Annotated in this window: 13 protein-coding genes and 3 tRNA genes; 9 read left to right on the forward strand and 7 right to left on the reverse strand. The window is 35.7% G+C overall.

Annotation, left to right across the window (positions count from 1 at the left end):
* The first annotated feature begins 39 nt into the window (after window positions 1-39).
* The 3 genes from K7I92_RS02095 (at window position 40) to K7I92_RS02105 (ending at window position 3,302) form a co-directional block, all read left to right on the forward strand.
* A complete protein-coding gene (locus K7I92_RS02095) occupies window positions 40-1,647 on the forward strand; it encodes a sensor histidine kinase (protein ID WP_220281854.1) in 1,608 nt (535 codons plus the stop codon).
* 2 nt (window positions 1,648-1,649) lie between these two features.
* A complete protein-coding gene (locus K7I92_RS02100) occupies window positions 1,650-2,384 on the forward strand; it encodes a response regulator (protein WP_220281855.1) in 735 nt (244 codons plus the stop codon).
* A 147-nt stretch (window positions 2,385-2,531) separates the two neighbouring features.
* Window positions 2,532-3,302, forward strand: coding sequence for an alpha/beta fold hydrolase (locus tag K7I92_RS02105; RefSeq protein ID WP_220281856.1), 771 nt, complete (start codon window positions 2,532-2,534; stop codon window positions 3,300-3,302).
* A 466-nt stretch (window positions 3,303-3,768) separates the two neighbouring features.
* Here the strand turns inward: K7I92_RS02105 and K7I92_RS02110 are convergent.
* Window positions 3,769-3,839, reverse strand: a tRNA-Trp gene (locus tag K7I92_RS02110).
* A 13-nt stretch (window positions 3,840-3,852) separates the two neighbouring features.
* A tRNA-Glu gene (locus K7I92_RS02115) sits at window positions 3,853-3,926 on the reverse strand.
* A gap of 99 nt (window positions 3,927-4,025) precedes the next feature.
* On the opposite strand from K7I92_RS02115, the gene udp reads away from it, so the two are divergent.
* Window positions 4,026-4,805 (forward strand): uridine phosphorylase, encoded by a 780-nt coding sequence (udp, locus tag K7I92_RS02120; protein ID WP_203244560.1) that lies wholly within the window; start codon window positions 4,026-4,028, stop codon window positions 4,803-4,805.
* On the opposite strand, the gene K7I92_RS02125 is transcribed toward udp, so the two are convergent.
* Window positions 4,802-5,839, reverse strand: coding sequence for an A/G-specific adenine glycosylase (locus K7I92_RS02125; protein ID WP_220281857.1), 1,038 nt, complete (start codon window positions 5,837-5,839; stop codon window positions 4,802-4,804). The genes udp and K7I92_RS02125 overlap by 4 nt on opposite strands.
* A gap of 107 nt (window positions 5,840-5,946) precedes the next feature.
* Between K7I92_RS02125 and K7I92_RS02130 the strand changes: the two genes are divergently transcribed.
* Window positions 5,947-6,615 (forward strand): TIGR02206 family membrane protein, encoded by a 669-nt coding sequence (locus K7I92_RS02130; protein ID WP_220281858.1) that lies wholly within the window; start codon window positions 5,947-5,949, stop codon window positions 6,613-6,615.
* 103 nt (window positions 6,616-6,718) lie between these two features.
* On the opposite strand, the gene K7I92_RS02135 is transcribed toward K7I92_RS02130, so the two are convergent.
* Window positions 6,719-6,789, reverse strand: a tRNA-Gly gene (locus K7I92_RS02135).
* Window positions 6,790-6,922: 133 nt separating this feature from the next.
* Between K7I92_RS02135 and K7I92_RS02140 the strand changes: the two genes are divergently transcribed.
* A complete protein-coding gene (locus K7I92_RS02140; RefSeq protein WP_203244557.1) occupies window positions 6,923-8,596 on the forward strand; it encodes a Na/Pi cotransporter family protein in 1,674 nt (557 codons plus the stop codon).
* Window positions 8,597-8,635: 39 nt separating this feature from the next.
* Here the strand turns inward: K7I92_RS02140 and K7I92_RS02145 are convergent, their stop codons facing one another.
* Window positions 8,636-9,397 carry an ATP-binding protein gene (locus tag K7I92_RS02145; RefSeq protein ID WP_220281860.1) on the reverse strand — a complete coding sequence of 254 codons (762 nt, stop codon included), beginning with the start codon at window positions 9,395-9,397 and terminating at the stop codon, window positions 8,636-8,638.
* A 102-nt stretch (window positions 9,398-9,499) separates the two neighbouring features.
* Between K7I92_RS02145 and K7I92_RS02150 the strand changes: the two genes are divergently transcribed.
* Window positions 9,500-10,456, forward strand: coding sequence for an L-lactate dehydrogenase (locus K7I92_RS02150; protein ID WP_203244555.1), 957 nt, complete (start codon window positions 9,500-9,502; stop codon window positions 10,454-10,456).
* 9 nt (window positions 10,457-10,465) lie between these two features.
* Window positions 10,466-11,347: a ribokinase gene (locus tag K7I92_RS02155; RefSeq protein WP_220281861.1), complete on the forward strand. Its 882-nt coding sequence runs from the start codon at window positions 10,466-10,468 to the stop codon at window positions 11,345-11,347.
* A gap of 45 nt (window positions 11,348-11,392) precedes the next feature.
* On the opposite strand, the gene K7I92_RS02160 is transcribed toward K7I92_RS02155, so the two are convergent.
* Together K7I92_RS02160 and add are read right to left on the reverse strand one after the other, a co-directional pair.
* Window positions 11,393-12,139 (reverse strand): nucleoside phosphorylase, encoded by a 747-nt coding sequence (locus K7I92_RS02160; RefSeq protein ID WP_220281862.1) that lies wholly within the window; start codon window positions 12,137-12,139, stop codon window positions 11,393-11,395.
* Window positions 12,133-13,167: an adenosine deaminase gene (gene add, locus K7I92_RS02165; protein WP_220281863.1), complete on the reverse strand. Its 1,035-nt coding sequence runs from the start codon at window positions 13,165-13,167 to the stop codon at window positions 12,133-12,135. Before add ends, K7I92_RS02160 begins: the two co-directional genes overlap by 7 nt.
* A 158-nt stretch (window positions 13,168-13,325) precedes the next feature.
* Here add and K7I92_RS02170 point away from each other — a divergent pair, with 158 nt between their 5' ends.
* A complete protein-coding gene (locus tag K7I92_RS02170) occupies window positions 13,326-14,444 on the forward strand; it encodes a BMP family ABC transporter substrate-binding protein (RefSeq protein ID WP_220281864.1) in 1,119 nt (372 codons plus the stop codon).
* Window positions 14,445-14,579: the final 135 nt, after the last annotated feature.

Genomic DNA, 14,579 nt, shown 5'->3' on the forward strand with positions numbered 1-14,579 from the left:
GTACTTCAGTTTTTTTGTGATACACCTTAAAATAAGTCTATGAAAAGATTATATGATGTTATTGTCCATCGTGTTTTTTTGATGTTGATTGCGTCTATTCTTTGTATCTCATCTATTTCTGTATTCACAATTTATCGTTATATATTACCCAATATGCAACAATTGGTAGACAATCATGTGAAGACCCAAGTTAGTGATATAAATTTATGGTTCCAATTTAATAGTGAATTAATTCGTTTGTATGCTACGCAATTTCAAAATGAAGAAATATCCTCTAAAAATAAAATCCACCTTCTGCATAAGCTTGAAGAATTTAAGGAAAAGTCCAACATTCAATACGATTCCTTGGGATTTATTACAAAGGAAGGGCGTAAGTATGTGACCGATAATTCCAGCTTTAGTGTGGATGATCGTTCCTATTTTGCAAAATTAAAATCAAGTAATCAAGATGTGGTGATTTCCGATGTGATTGAATCGAAATCGAATAAAAATAAAATTATCTTAATCCTAGCAAAAATATACGATGAAAAGCACCAAGAGAAAGGTTATATCAGCGCCGCCTTAAAGACTGAATATATCGAAAATCTAATGACCAATGTCGCAAGAGATTTCCATGCTTATTTGAAAAATAATAAGAATGAAACAGTGTTAGGAAATGATCAATTTCAACATACAGGCATTCATTTTGAAAAACAGTTGTATTCCTATTTAAATTTAACGTATGTTTTGGATATTCCACGAAGTTATTACATGAATACCATTCTTCTAACGGTTGTTCTTATTACTTTAGTGACGATGCTTTTATTGCTCGTTACCCAAAGAGTAACGCATCATGTGGTACATCGTTTAGTGCATCCAATTCAAAGCTTGGAATCGGTTATGCTGAAAACAAAGGATGGTGTTTTAGAAAAAAATGAGGAAGAAACGGAAATTCTTGAATTTAATCGTTTAAACCAAAAATATAACCAAATGATTGATGAAATTCATCATTTATTACAACAAGTCAAAGTAAAAGAAATAGAGCGCAACGATGCGAATAATAAAGCTATGTATGCCCAAATAAAACCTCATTTCTTGTATAACACATTAGAAACAATTCAAGCCATGGCATTTGATCATGAGGATGAAGATGTTGAGAAGGCTATTCATGATTTAGCGGTTTTCTTTCGCATTAGTTTGAGCAATGATCGACAAATTATCACTGTTCAAGAGGAAATTAAGCATGCACAAAGCTATCTGAATATTCAAAAGTTACGCTATCAAGATGTTCTTCAATATTCTTTTAATATCCAAGATTTTGATTTAGAAAGACCATTTTTGAAATTTACTTTACAACCATTAGTGGAGAATGCAATTTACCATGGCATCAAGCTATTGAAGAAAAAAGAGTTAATTGTAATTCGTGTTTATCAAAGGGATGAAGATATTGTGATGGAGGTTGAAAATGTGTTTGAAGAACTAGATTTCAAATATATTGAAGAAATCAATCGAACTTTAAAGACAGGGAATAGATTGGATAATCAAAAGGGTTATGGTTTATTTAACGTGAACGCTAGAATTAAGCATCAATATGGGGAAAAGTATGGTGTTTGTTTAATAGCTGAAAATAATCGTTTTATTAGTCGTATGGTGCAACCGGGGAGATGAAGATGAATATATTGATTGCGGATGATGAAGAAATTATTAGACAAAATTTTATGAAACGCATTATAAAGGCCGGTCTACCATTTGACCTTATCTTTAAGGCAACGAATGGTGAGGAAGCTTTACAACTATTCAAGGAAGAAAGTATGGATATCGCTTTAATTGACATCAATATGCCTTTTAAAAATGGATTGGACTTAATTCGTGATATTCGTCAACAAAATAAAGAAGTTATCCTAATTATCGTATCGGGTTATGATAACTTCCGTTTTGCTCAACAAGCTTTGGAATTAGGGGTATTTCGTTACCTTTTAAAGCCGGTGGATGCGCAAGAATTTATTTCGGTTATTCAAGAAGCTATGGAACAGATTAATCAACATAAAAAGCCGCCGTATTCTTTATTAACGAAGAAAATATTGAAAGATATTCAAGCTAATATCAGTAATGAAAGCTATGGCTTAAAAGATTTGGCTAATCATCTTCAATTCAGTGAAGGACATATCACAAAGCTGATTAAAAAAGAATTGGCGAAAACATTCGTGGATTTAGTCACAGAACTTCGTATTCAACATGCCAAATATTTAATTGATAACAATGAAGTTAATTATAAAATGTATGAAATTGCGGAGGCTTGTGGTTTTCATAATCAATATTATTTCTCTCAAGTGTTTAAAAAGGTGGTGGGTGTTTCACCAAAGCAATATAGTTTTCGGAATTTAAATCCGGTAATAGAAAAGTAGATTTCTTATTTTGAAATCTACTTTATTAGTATAGAAGCAAGAACCGGCAGTACCAATGATAAAGAAGCATATAGAAAAAATGGCTTAAAAATGGTACAACATCAAGCAATATAAACAAAAATAGTTTAAATTTAGAGGTAGTGTAGGATGAGGCTTCATGAATTTGGCGATAAAAAATTTCCACATATATTACTGATACATGGTGGAGGTAATTCTTGGTGGACTTATCTTCGACAAGCTCGTATATTATCAGATCAATTCCATGTGATTTTACCAACACTCGATGGTCATGGAGAAGAATATCAAAAAGATTATATTTCAACTGAAAAATCTGTACAACAAATCATGGATTACATAAAAAATAATTGTAATGGAAAATTGTTTGCTATAGGCGGTGTTTCTTTGGGCGGTCAAATTGCAATTGAGTTATTATCATTAGATAGTGATATAGCTCAGAAAGCAATAATAGATGGTAGTATTTGTATTCCGCAACCAAATTTATCACGAATTAGTACGATTATTGTAAAAATATTTGGAAAACTTATGTTTAGCAAATCAGCCGGCAAAATTCAATTAAGTTTGATGAAAAAAATGTATCCTAATATGGCTTATCCCGAAAAAATAGGAAATTATTATATGGAAGATATGCCAAGGTTACCCATGAAAACATTAATAAAAATGTATAAAACATACATGGGAACGTATAGATTGAAAGAAAGTATTACAGAAAACAAAGCACAGGTTCTATATATTTATGGTGAGAAAGAAATGCGTTGTGTCAAGGAATCAGCTAAACTATTTCAAAAGATGCATCCTGCTTGTATTCTCTACGAAGCTAAAGGTTATAATCATGGGTATTTATCTGCGTACTTACCATTAGAGCGGATACAACCGGTTAATCCCTTTTTAACTAATTGATAATTTAATAAAAACCAACATAGAACAGTAAATCAAAAAATGAAAAGCTGGACTTAGCTGTTTCAAGTCATGAACTTTTATAAAAATATATGGCAAATTATGCTTAACTATAGGAAATTTTTCAGATGATTATCTTCAAAAATTATCTAAGCTTAAGATTACGAAAGATATGAGTGCACAGATGCAATATCAACTAAGTAACCATTATGGTGTTCTTATATGGCTAGGTTGTATACTTATATCAATTTTAATTTCTGTAATAATAGGATTAATAAATAAGAAGGGAAAATGTATCCTAAAATAAATGAGAACTTGAATAAACTTTACTTGAGATTTGTAGAGTACCTCCATAGGAAGATGATTAGATATTAAGGAACATGAATGCTATGAGCCATTATTGAGTTGTTGCACTTGATTTATCAATTGGAAAAGTACAAAAAAAAGGAAGCCTAGCTTCCCTAATCGACAGGGGTGGAGAGAATCGAACTCCCGTCAGCGGTTTTGGAGACCGATGTACTACCATTGTACGACACCCCTATAAAAAAATAAGTGACGCGTACGGGATTCGAACCCGTGAATGCCGCCGTGAAAGGGCGGTGTGTTAAGCCGCTTCACCAACGCGCCATATCGTGCTAGATGATAATAACATGATAGGGTTGTAATGACAAGCATTTTTGAAAAAAATACAAAAAATTATTATAATAAATTAAAGGAGAATTATATATGATTGATTATACAGAAGGATCAGGAAAACAGTATCATATTGGCGTTGGCAAAGGTGATGTTGGACGCTACGTTTTCTTGCCGGGTGATCCAAAGCGTTGTGAAAAAATTGCGAAGTATTTTGACCGACCAATCATGGTTGGTGATTCAAGAGAGTTCATCACTTATACGGGTTATCTAAACGGTGTAAAGGTTTCCGTTACTTCAACCGGAATTGGTGGTCCAAGTGCTTCTATTGCTATGGAAGAATTAGTGGCATGTGGAGCGGATACTTTTATTCGTGTTGGAACTTGTGGAGGTATGGATATTAATGTGAAAGCCGGTGACATTGTTGTAGCGACCGGTGCTATTAGAATGGAAGGAACCAGCAAAGAATATGCACCAATTGAATACCCTGCCGTAGCTGACTTAGATATGGTTAATGCTTTAGTTGAAGGTGCTAAGAGAGTGGATGCCTCCTATCATACAGGTGTTGTCGAATGCAAAGATGCTTTCTATGGTCAACATCGTCCAGAAACCTTGCCAAACGGTCAGGATTTATTAAGAAAGTGGGATGCTTGGTTAGGCATGGGCTGTAAAGCTTCGGAAATGGAATCCGCCGCTTTGTTTATCGTGGCCGGGTATTTGCATGTTCGTTGCGGGACAACGCTATTAGTTGTTGCCAACCAAGAAAGAGCGAAACAAGGTTTGCCAAATCCACAAGTGCATGACACAGATTTAGCCATTCGTTCCGCTATTGAAGCGGTTAAATACTTAATTGAAACAGACGAAGATAACTAATAGAAATACAAGCGATAAGGATCAAATGCAGAAGAGAAAGCCAAGAGCGAACTCTTCTTTTTTTCTAGCCATTGATAATCAAGAAAAGGGAATTCTTCACTCACTTCAATCGCGTAAGCTTCAATTTGCCAAATACGATGAGAAAAGATATGTTTATGATTTTTTAATTTAGTGTAGGAAAGAACGGGAAGGGAATATTCCTTTAGGAAATCATCAATTTTTATAAAAGAATTTAAGTTAACCGGTTCGTATAAATTCGCTAATAAGCTACCAGCGGAACGTCTATGAACTAAAATTTTATCTTTCGTGTAGAAAATTAAAAAACTATGATTCTCCGTTTTCTTTTTTGTCTTAGAAATACGGACGGGTAATTCATTTTGTTTTTGTTGTAAGAAACTAAAACACTTTTTAAAAATAGGACAATTTTGACAATTTGGATTTTTAGGTAAACAAACTTGTTCACCAAGTTCCATGATAGCTTGATTAAAATCACCATTATCCGTACTATTTTCTTTTGTGTATAAAGGTAAAAGCTGTTCTTTAACAAGTGACTTCATGGTCGGATTTAAGACATTTTGATAAATTCCTTCGTGACGACTATACACTCGTAGAACATTACCATCAATGGCTGGTACTCCTAAACCAAACGCAAAGGACGCAATCGCTCCGGCGGTATAATCACCAATACCGACCAGCGATTGAATATCTTCTAATTTATGAGGGAAGATACCTTGAAATTTATCTTCAATTTGAATCGCCGCTTTTTTAAGATTACGAGCTCTGGAATAATAACCCAATCCTTCCCATAGGAACATTAAATGGTCATCTGAAACAGTCGCTAAATCATGAATGCTAGGTAATTCTTGCATAAAACGTTCGTATTTTGGCAAGACGGCTTCAATCCGTGTTTGTTGCAACATAATCTCAGAAATCCAAATAGGATAAGGATTTTTAGATAGACGCCATGGATAATTAAGATGATGACTTCGGTACCAGTGGATTAATTGTTGAAATTCTTTTGCTTGAAAGGACATGCTTCTATACTAACAGACTTTTTTGTTTAAAATATGACTATGCTTCAAGTCAATTTTTAAAATTAGGGCTTTTCTTTTTTCCTAAATTTCCTTTATACTAAGCAAGTATGGATCAATTTTTTAGTACGCAAGGAACAGCGAGTGCTTTTGTGCCCCCAATGTGGGTATATATTTCAGCTATTATTGTGATGGCTTTAGAAATGGTTTTTTGTTTGAAATATCACGATAAAGCATGGCTGAAGAAGTTCTTTTGGCTTTTTCAGCTTATTCAACTAGTCATTCTTTATGGTTTTTACATGGTTCAAAGAATTTCAATTTCAATTAGTTTGCCTTTATACCATTGTCGAGCCGCCATGTTTTCTTTGATGTTTATGAAAGACAGCAAGCTTAAAAAAATGTTTGCGGTGATTGGTATTTTTGGTGGGTTGCTGGCAATTTTTATTCCAATCATGGATAAATATGCTTGGCCACATGTGACCTTGGTTTCTTTCTATTGGGGACATTTTGCGCTATTTGGAAATTCCTTATTGTACCTTTTAGAAACCAAAAAGAAACTTTCACTTAAAGAAATTATTGGCATCAATTTGCTTATTGATGTTTTCTTGGCACTGGTTAATGAACTAACAAATGGAAATTATGGTTTCCTAAGAGAAACACCACTTGTTGCCGGTTGGTCATTTTTAGCTAGATTAGTTTGTGTCACTTTATTCTTCTGCTTGGTTACGTATGGCATTCAAAAACTTACGGATTATCTTCAAACAAGGGTAAGTGTTTAGTTGAATAGATAGGATTGGCAAAATGCCAATTTTTTTATTGAATGAAGTGTAGAAGCTTTGTAACAAATAAAAAATCCCCTTGATTTGGGATAATAAACATAAAAGCAGGCGACGAGAATCGAACTCGCGTATTAACCTTGGGAAGGTCACATTCTACCATTGAATCACGCCTGCAACACCTTTAGTATAGCACTTGTCTTTCTTTCTGTTAAAAAAATTGAAAGCTAAGGCAATCGGTATCTTTTCTTTTTCCTTAAATTCGATTAGAATTTATTCTGTAGGAATGCGCAAAGCATGGAGGAAACGAATGAATCTAAGTAGTTTGCGATGGGATGTGATTTTAGGAGGGTTCGGTTTATTCCTCTTTGGTATTGGTTTTATGGGGGATGGTCTAAAAGCCGTTGCCGGTGATAAATTAAGAGATTACATCAATAAATACACCACCAACCCGTTTTCCGCTTTGATTATTGGTATTTTAATTACAATTATTATGCAGTCATCTTCGGCTTCAACCGCCATTACAATTGGTTTGGTGCGAGCCGGTTTGATGACTTTACCACAAGCTGCCGGCATCATTATGGGCGCTAATATTGGAACGACTTTTACCTCTTTATTAATTTCTTTGAATATTGATAACTATGTTTTATATTTTGTATTCTTGGGGGCAATGATTGTTAGTTTTGGTAAGAAAGCAAAAGTCAAGTCTCTTGGTACGATTATAATGGGCTTTGGTTTAATCTTCTATGGATTAAACGCAATGGGTTCAGCTTTAAGTGCCATCAAGGATTTACCGGAATTTGCTCAATTTGCGAAGGATATGGCAACTAATCCATTCTTAGGCTTATTTGCAGGTACGGTAATGACGGGAGCTGTACAGGCTTCTTCGGCAACGATTGGTATTGTGCAGAAATTATATGCGGCCGGGGCTTTGGAATTCATTGCGGTTTTACCATTTGTATTTGGGGCAAATATCGGGACAACTGTAACGGGTATCTTGGCTTGTATTGGTGGTAGTACAGCCGCCAAACGAACAGCCGGTATCCATATCTTATTCAATATCATAGGAACAACCGTAGGAATGATTTTCTTGCGTCCATATACCAACTTTATTGTTTGGCTATCAGGAATATTTGGTATTACGGGTATGGCGCAAATAGCGGTAGCGCATATGGTGTTTAATACAACCGCAACCATTGTTTTCTTCCCATTCATGAACCAATTCTGTGATTTAATTCGTAAAATTCTTCCCGGTGAAGAACCAAAACGTATTGAAATCAATATTGATGAATTAGATAGTAACTTAGCGGTGAACACCATTCCTTCTGTAGCGATTGACTCAGCTAAGACAGCAATCGTGAAGATGGCTTCAGTGGTGGATCAAGATAATCAAGATATTAAAGGGTATCTAAATAAACCGGGAAATGATGAAGATTATGAAAACCTAATGACCGGTGAAGATACAGTGAATAAATTGGATAAGAAGATTACCGAATTCTTAATTGCGATTTCTAAAAATCAACAATTAACACCATCGGATCAAACAGAATTGCGTCGTGGTTTAGAAATTACGAAGAACTTGGAACGTATTGGTGACTTGGGTATTAATTTAGTGGAATTCTTTAATATGGTTCGTGAGGATAAGACCACTTTCTCACCAGCAGCGATTGTGGATATGAACACCATGTTTGATGAATTAAATGAAATGATGAAGCTGTGTATTCGAGTGTATGAAGAACGGGATGAATTGGTTTATCATGAATTAATGGGAAAAGAAAATGAGATGGATGAAACAGAGTACGCCGCTCGTCAGGGTCACTTTACACGGATGGCTAATGGTGAGTGTACATCCTCGATTGCCTCTTCGGTGTATGTGGATATACTGGGAACGATTGAGCGTATGGGTGACCATGCTTGTAATATTGCTCGTTCAGCTATCTTGGATTATATTGATCAGGATGAACCTGACTTTGAAAAGCACTAATAAAAATAGAAAAATTAGGACTGGCTCCTAATTTTTTGTCTATTTAGAATGGTGCCGCCAATCCTTAGCCTTTACCCAAAGATTGAATTGTTTTTGATTGGATAAAGAAGTTAAGAAATTTTCTTTGGCGGTTGGGAAAGTGTGATAAATTTGCTTTAATAATTCTTTGGTTTCTTGGCGTTTGGTGTAGCCGTCGTTTGGACAAGTGCTTTTCACAAGTGGAAGCTTTTCGTGTTTGACGGTTTTACGAATCTCGTTTTCAAAGCAATAAATGAAAGGACGAATAAAATCCATATTCGATACTTTTAAGTGCATAGCAGGAGAAAAGGTAGAAATACGGGCTCCATAAATCATATTCATAAATAAAGTTTCGATGGCATCATCAGCATGATGGGCAAAGGCTACTTTATTACAACCATGTTCTTGTGCAGCCCGAATAATCGCTCCCTTTTTTAATTTAGAACATAAGGAACATTGGATTTTATCATTCTTGGGATGTAGTTTTAAAATTTCGTAGAGTTGAGTAGGATAATCCACGTATTCAATCTCTTTTTCTTGAAAGAAAGCTTTCAGGTCAGTAAAATCCATATTTCCAAACCCCATTTCCAAATGAATTCCAAGGACGGAGAAATCTTTATTAGCAATACGTTTGGCCGCTTTTTGATAAAGTGATAATGCATAGAGTAATAAGACAGAATCTTTACCACCAGACACACCAACACAGATACGATCACCATTTTGAATTAAATTAAAATCCGCGTCGGCTTTAAATAGTTTACCAATCACTTTTTTCATTGACATGTAACTAATTTTAACAGAATTTTTAGTTTTGTTTATAGAAATGATTAGCTTTTAGCAAGCTTTTTTATAGGAAATGAATATAATGAAATTGGAGGTAAAGTTATGAGTATTAATTTTAGAAAGGTTGCCGTCATTGGGACTGGTTTTGTCGGCTCATCAAGTGCATTTGCGTTAATGCAAAGCGGTCTTTTTTCAGAGATGGTCTTAGTGGATGTTATGAAAGATAAGGCAGAAGGAGAAGCGATGGATATTAATCATGGTGCCGCTTTATGCAATCCAATGAATATCTATGCTGGTGATTATGCGGATATTAAAGATGCGGCTATCATTATTTTAACGGCCGGTGCTAATCAAAAGCCCGGCGAAACACGTTTGGATTTACTAAAGAAGAATATTGCCATTCATTCATCCATTATGGCGGAAATTCGTAAACAAAATTGTGAAGGTATTTTATTAGTTGTCGCCAATCCGGTGGATGTTTTAACCCTCTATGCTCAGAAGCATTCTGGTATGCCTGAAAATCGTGTCTTTGGTTCAGGGACAGTATTGGATACGGCACGTCTTCGTTATTTGATTGGTAATAAATTAGATGTGGATGCACGTTCAGTGCATGCTTATGTGATTGGTGAACATGGGGATTCAGAAATAGTAACTTGGTCAAATGCGAATGTATCCGGTGTCCCTTTAGCGGATTTCTTCGCTTTAAGAGGTATGCAAGGCAGTCTTGATTTAGAAACAGCTCAGAAAGATATTGCGGATGATGTGAAGAATGCCGCATATAAGATTATTGAACGCAAACATGCCACATACTATGGTATTGCCGCTTCAGTCGTTCGTATTTGTCGTGCCGTTTTAAAAGATGAAAAGAGCATTTTGCCAATTAGTACAGGCTTGCATGGGGAATATGGAATTGATGATGTTAGTTTAAGTGTTCCTGCCATTGTTGGTCGTAATGGGGTGGAGGAATTAGTGCCTATTCTTCTTTCTGAACAAGAAAGAGATGATTTATCAAAGTCAGCGAGTGTTTTAAAGAAGTCTTTGGAAGAATTGGATATGTAGGGGTGAAAAATGAAGGTATTAAGCTTTGGTTCCTTGAATTTTGATTATATGTATGAAATGGATCATTTTGTTCAAGCAAAAGAAACTATTTCATCACTGCATTATAGTCGCAATTTTGGCGGTAAGGGCTTAAATCAGTCCATTGCTTTAGCGAAGGCGGGACTTGAAGTCTATCATGCCGGTATGGTTGGATTGGATGGTCAAGCATTTATTGATTACTTGCAGAAATATGGTGTTAAAACGGATTATTTAACTAAAAATGAAAGTCTTGCGACAGGGCATGCCATCATTCAAGTTTGTCAGGGTGAGAATTGCATTATCTTACATGGTGGTGCGAATGAAGCGATTGATTTTAAACAAGTGGATGAAGTACTAAGTCATTTTGAAAAGGGAGATTTGTTGTTAATTCAAAATGAAATCTCTTCTTTAGCGTATTTAATTGAAAGGGCACATGAAAAGGGATTAAAGATTGCATTTAATGTGGCACCAATGAATGATAAAGTGTTCCAATATCCTTTATCGTTTATAGATTATTTAATTGTGAATGAAGTCGAAGCAAAAGGTTTAGGAAATTGTGATTCTGATAAGATTGAAGATATTATTACTTCCCTGCAAAAAGCATATCCACAGACGGAAATTGTGATGACAGTGGGTAGCCGGGGTTCTTATTACATTCATGGTCAAGAATTAGTACACCAAGAAGCTTTTGTGGTTCAAGCGAAAGATACTACCGCGGCCGGCGATACGTTTACGGGTTTTTTCTTGGCAACGCTGTTCCAAGGAAGCACAATACAAAAAGCCTTACAAGTCGCTAGTAAGGCTGGTAGTATTGCTGTAACCAGAAATGGGGCAGCCCAAAGTATTCCAAGCATAGAAGAAGTAAAGAACTAAGGATTATTGTACCGAGTCCTAAAAATCTAACTTTTGGAGGTCATCTTATATTCCATTAAATTTTTGATGCAATTGATAAATGGCTTCTAAAGCTGTGACAATTTCTCTTCGTTCTCCTTCCATGGTTTTCTGTCCTTCATCCACGTAATTGCCAATTGAATCAGCGGTGTCTTTTCCCCATAACACAACATTGTTTAGGATTGACATCGTTTTAATATGGCGCAATTTTCCAACGGTGAACAAAGTCGCTGTTTCCATATCAGACCCTAAGATACCAAGATTAGACCATTGTGCTTCTTCTTGAGCATTGGTGTCGATATAGAAGCTTTCATGACTATGAACAATGCCCACATGATAAGACCATTGCTTTTCTTTCGCGACATTGATACAAGCTTGTAAGAAATCAGAATCACTAACAGCCGGGTAGCGAATATCAACATAAGCTTGGGAAGTTCCATCATCACGAATGGCCGCTTGGGCAAAGATTAAATCGCCAAGTTGAATATCACTTTGTAAGGCGCCACAAGAACCAATGCGAATCATGGTATCTACACCAATGTGTTTTAACTCCTCTATTGCAATGGCGGTAGAAGAACCACCAATTCCAGTTGAAATAGCGATTATATCCACACCTTTATAGCTACCTTTCATGCTTCGAAACTCACGATTGTAAGCTAATTCAACACAGTTTTCTAAATAAGGTTTAATACGGTCTAAACGATCCGGATCACCAGGCATAATGGCGTATTTCACTTGTAGAGTATCATTTAGATGAATGTGGGGTTCTAACATATTTCAGCCTCCTTTAAAGCTTGCTTTAATTCTTGTATGATTTCTTGTTTTTCATAATCGCTAATAAAAGCGGATTGAATGGCATAAAGGTTCATTTGAATAATATCTTTCTTTCTAAAGCCCATTTCATTAATACAGTGTCTATATTCATCCTCTAAAGTAACACCGGCTAAAGTCATATTATCAGTATTAATGGAAACAGGAACACCAAGATCATATAGCTTTTTTACTGGATGTTTTTGATAAGAAGGAACGGTTTGGCACTGGACATTGGAAGTAGGACATATTTCTAATAGAATGTGTTTTTCTTTTGTTGTTTGGCATAGTTTTAAGTTATCAATCAGATGATGACCATGTCCAATTCTCTGCACACCAAAGTCGATTGCATCTTGAATGGATTGAACGGGTTCACTATCTCCTGCATGACAAGTACAAGGAATGCCAAGTTCTTTAGCTTTTATAAAGAAAGAACGAAAATCACTTAAAGCCACAATTCCTTCAGCACCAGCTAAATCTAAAGCTACCACGCCTTTTCCTAAATATTTTTGACAAAGTTCAATGGTTTCTAAATTTGCTTCTTTATTAACGGATATAGGTCCAAGACTCATCATACAAGTGATGATACCAATTTGAATGCCGGGATAAAGGAATAGAGCTTGTTTGCGACCTTCTAAGACAGCTTCAATGGCTTTGGTTTGGGATAAGCCTTGTTGCGTATGCAACTGAGGAGCAAAACGGATTTCAGCATAGCGAAGATTTTGTTTGGCTAAATCTTCAATCAATTCTTTGGTGATGCGAATTAGAGAGGCTTCATCTTGCATCACTTTTAAAGGATGATCAAACATTTTCAGGTATTCATTTACACTTTTAGCATGAGAGCAACGACGAATGTATTCTTTGTATTCAGATAGTGTATTAGTAGGCATTGTTATCCTTTTTTGCATTGCTAATTCCCAAACGGTTTTCATACGAAAAGAACCATCTAAATGAAGATGTAAATCAATTTTAGGAAAAGAAAATTCACTCATTAAAAAGGACCTCCGATTTTTTCTCTTATTTTTGTATATAAACTTGTTGACAAAGGAACGCTTGTCGCAATAGAATGATGATAGTGAAAACGCTTACAGATATTTTAACTCATTTGGGTTGATTTTGTAAAAGTTAAATCGCTTTGGAAGGAGAAAAGATGAAAAAATTATACAAAGCACTTTTAGCGCTATTCTTAATCGTTCCATTAGTTGGTTGTGGCGCTAAGAAAGATGATGGAAAGGCTTCAACAGACAAGAAAGGTAAAGTCTATAAGGTAGCTTATTTGATTAATGGTAACTTAGGTGACAAATCTTTCTTTGATTCAGCGATGGCCGGCTTAACGAAACTTCAAAAGGATGGTCGCATCACGTTAAAGACAATTGAAATGGGCGGTACGGAACAAGATAAACCAAAATGGTTATCTACTTTATATGAAGTTTCCGAGAGTAAGGAATACGATGTGATTGTTGTGGGTACATACCAAATGCCTGACTATCTAAAGGAAGTGGCTACGAAGTATCCCAATCAAAAATATGCTATTTTTGATGATAACACACATGTAGGCGCAAACAAGAACGTCTTGAACCTAACTTACAAGCAAAATGAATTGGGTTATGTGGTAGGAACATTCGCCGCTTGTATGACAAAAGATACAAAGGTAAAGAATATCAACCCAGAAAAGGTATTAGGTTTCGTTGGTGGTGTGGATAGTCCGGTTATCAATGACTTCTTATATGGTTATATCGAAGGAGCACGTGCTGTGGATCCGGAAATGAAAGTGGATACTCGTTATACCAATGACTATGTAGATACCGCTAAAGCTAAGGAATACGCTTTATCCATGATTGCTGATAAGAAGGCAGATATTATTTGGGGTGTTGCCGGTAACGCCGGTAATGGTGCTGTGGAAGCGGCTTTGGAAAAGAAAGCTTGGTTTATTGGGGTTGACTCCGACCAAGAGTTATCTTTATCCGCAAACGCCGCCGCCGCTACATTAACTTCCGGCTTAAAGAATATTGGTAATTCTTTGATTTGGGTATTTGACGAATTAGATGCTGGTAAAGAACACTGGGGAACAGAAGTTTCTTTAGGCTTGAAAGAAAATGGTGTTGGTATTGTAACGGATAAGAATTTTAAGAAGTATGCTTCGGCAGAGACACAAAAGAAAGTTAATGAAGCCTCGAAGGCTGTTTTAGATGGTAAAGTGAAAGTTTCGTCTGCTTTAGGCGATAAAGAAAAGAAATTAGAAAAATTGCGCGAACAAGTGCGCCCTTAATCACGTAAAGAAAGATTGATGAGATAGGGCAACTTATCACATTCATCCTCTATTTTTACGAGAAGTAAAAATTTATCGTACGTATTGTGTTTAGATCCAATTTTCTTCTCATTTCCAAGGGAGGGGGATTGGATT

The organism is Bulleidia sp. zg-1013 (assembly GCF_019798045.1).
In the GTDB taxonomy this organism is placed as follows: Bacteria; Bacillota_I; Bacilli_A; order Erysipelotrichales; family Erysipelotrichaceae; genus Bulleidia.

What these genes read in the sequence shown, in the direction of transcription:
- K7I92_RS02095 (WP_220281854.1), top strand. Translation starts at nt 40, where the DNA reads ATGAAAAGATTATATGATGTTATTGTCCATCGTGTTTTTTTGATGTTG.
- K7I92_RS02100 (WP_220281855.1), top strand. Translation starts at nt 1,650, where the DNA reads ATGAATATATTGATTGCGGATGATGAAGAAATTATTAGACAAAATTTT.
- K7I92_RS02105 (WP_220281856.1), top strand. Translation starts at nt 2,532, where the DNA reads ATGAGGCTTCATGAATTTGGCGATAAAAAATTTCCACATATATTACTG.
- udp (WP_203244560.1), top strand. Translation starts at nt 4,026, where the DNA reads ATGATTGATTATACAGAAGGATCAGGAAAACAGTATCATATTGGCGTT.
- K7I92_RS02125 (WP_220281857.1), bottom strand. Translation starts at nt 5,839, where the DNA reads ATGTCCTTTCAAGCAAAAGAATTTCAACAATTAATCCACTGGTACCGA.
- K7I92_RS02130 (WP_220281858.1), top strand. Translation starts at nt 5,947, where the DNA reads ATGGATCAATTTTTTAGTACGCAAGGAACAGCGAGTGCTTTTGTGCCC.
- K7I92_RS02140 (WP_203244557.1), top strand. Translation starts at nt 6,923, where the DNA reads ATGAATCTAAGTAGTTTGCGATGGGATGTGATTTTAGGAGGGTTCGGT.
- K7I92_RS02145 (WP_220281860.1), bottom strand. Translation starts at nt 9,397, where the DNA reads ATGTCAATGAAAAAAGTGATTGGTAAACTATTTAAAGCCGACGCGGAT.
- K7I92_RS02150 (WP_203244555.1), top strand. Translation starts at nt 9,500, where the DNA reads ATGAGTATTAATTTTAGAAAGGTTGCCGTCATTGGGACTGGTTTTGTC.
- K7I92_RS02155 (WP_220281861.1), top strand. Translation starts at nt 10,466, where the DNA reads ATGAAGGTATTAAGCTTTGGTTCCTTGAATTTTGATTATATGTATGAA.
- K7I92_RS02160 (WP_220281862.1), bottom strand. Translation starts at nt 12,139, where the DNA reads ATGTTAGAACCCCACATTCATCTAAATGATACTCTACAAGTGAAATAC.
- add (WP_220281863.1), bottom strand. Translation starts at nt 13,167, where the DNA reads ATGAGTGAATTTTCTTTTCCTAAAATTGATTTACATCTTCATTTAGAT.
- K7I92_RS02170 (WP_220281864.1), top strand. Translation starts at nt 13,326, where the DNA reads ATGAAAAAATTATACAAAGCACTTTTAGCGCTATTCTTAATCGTTCCA.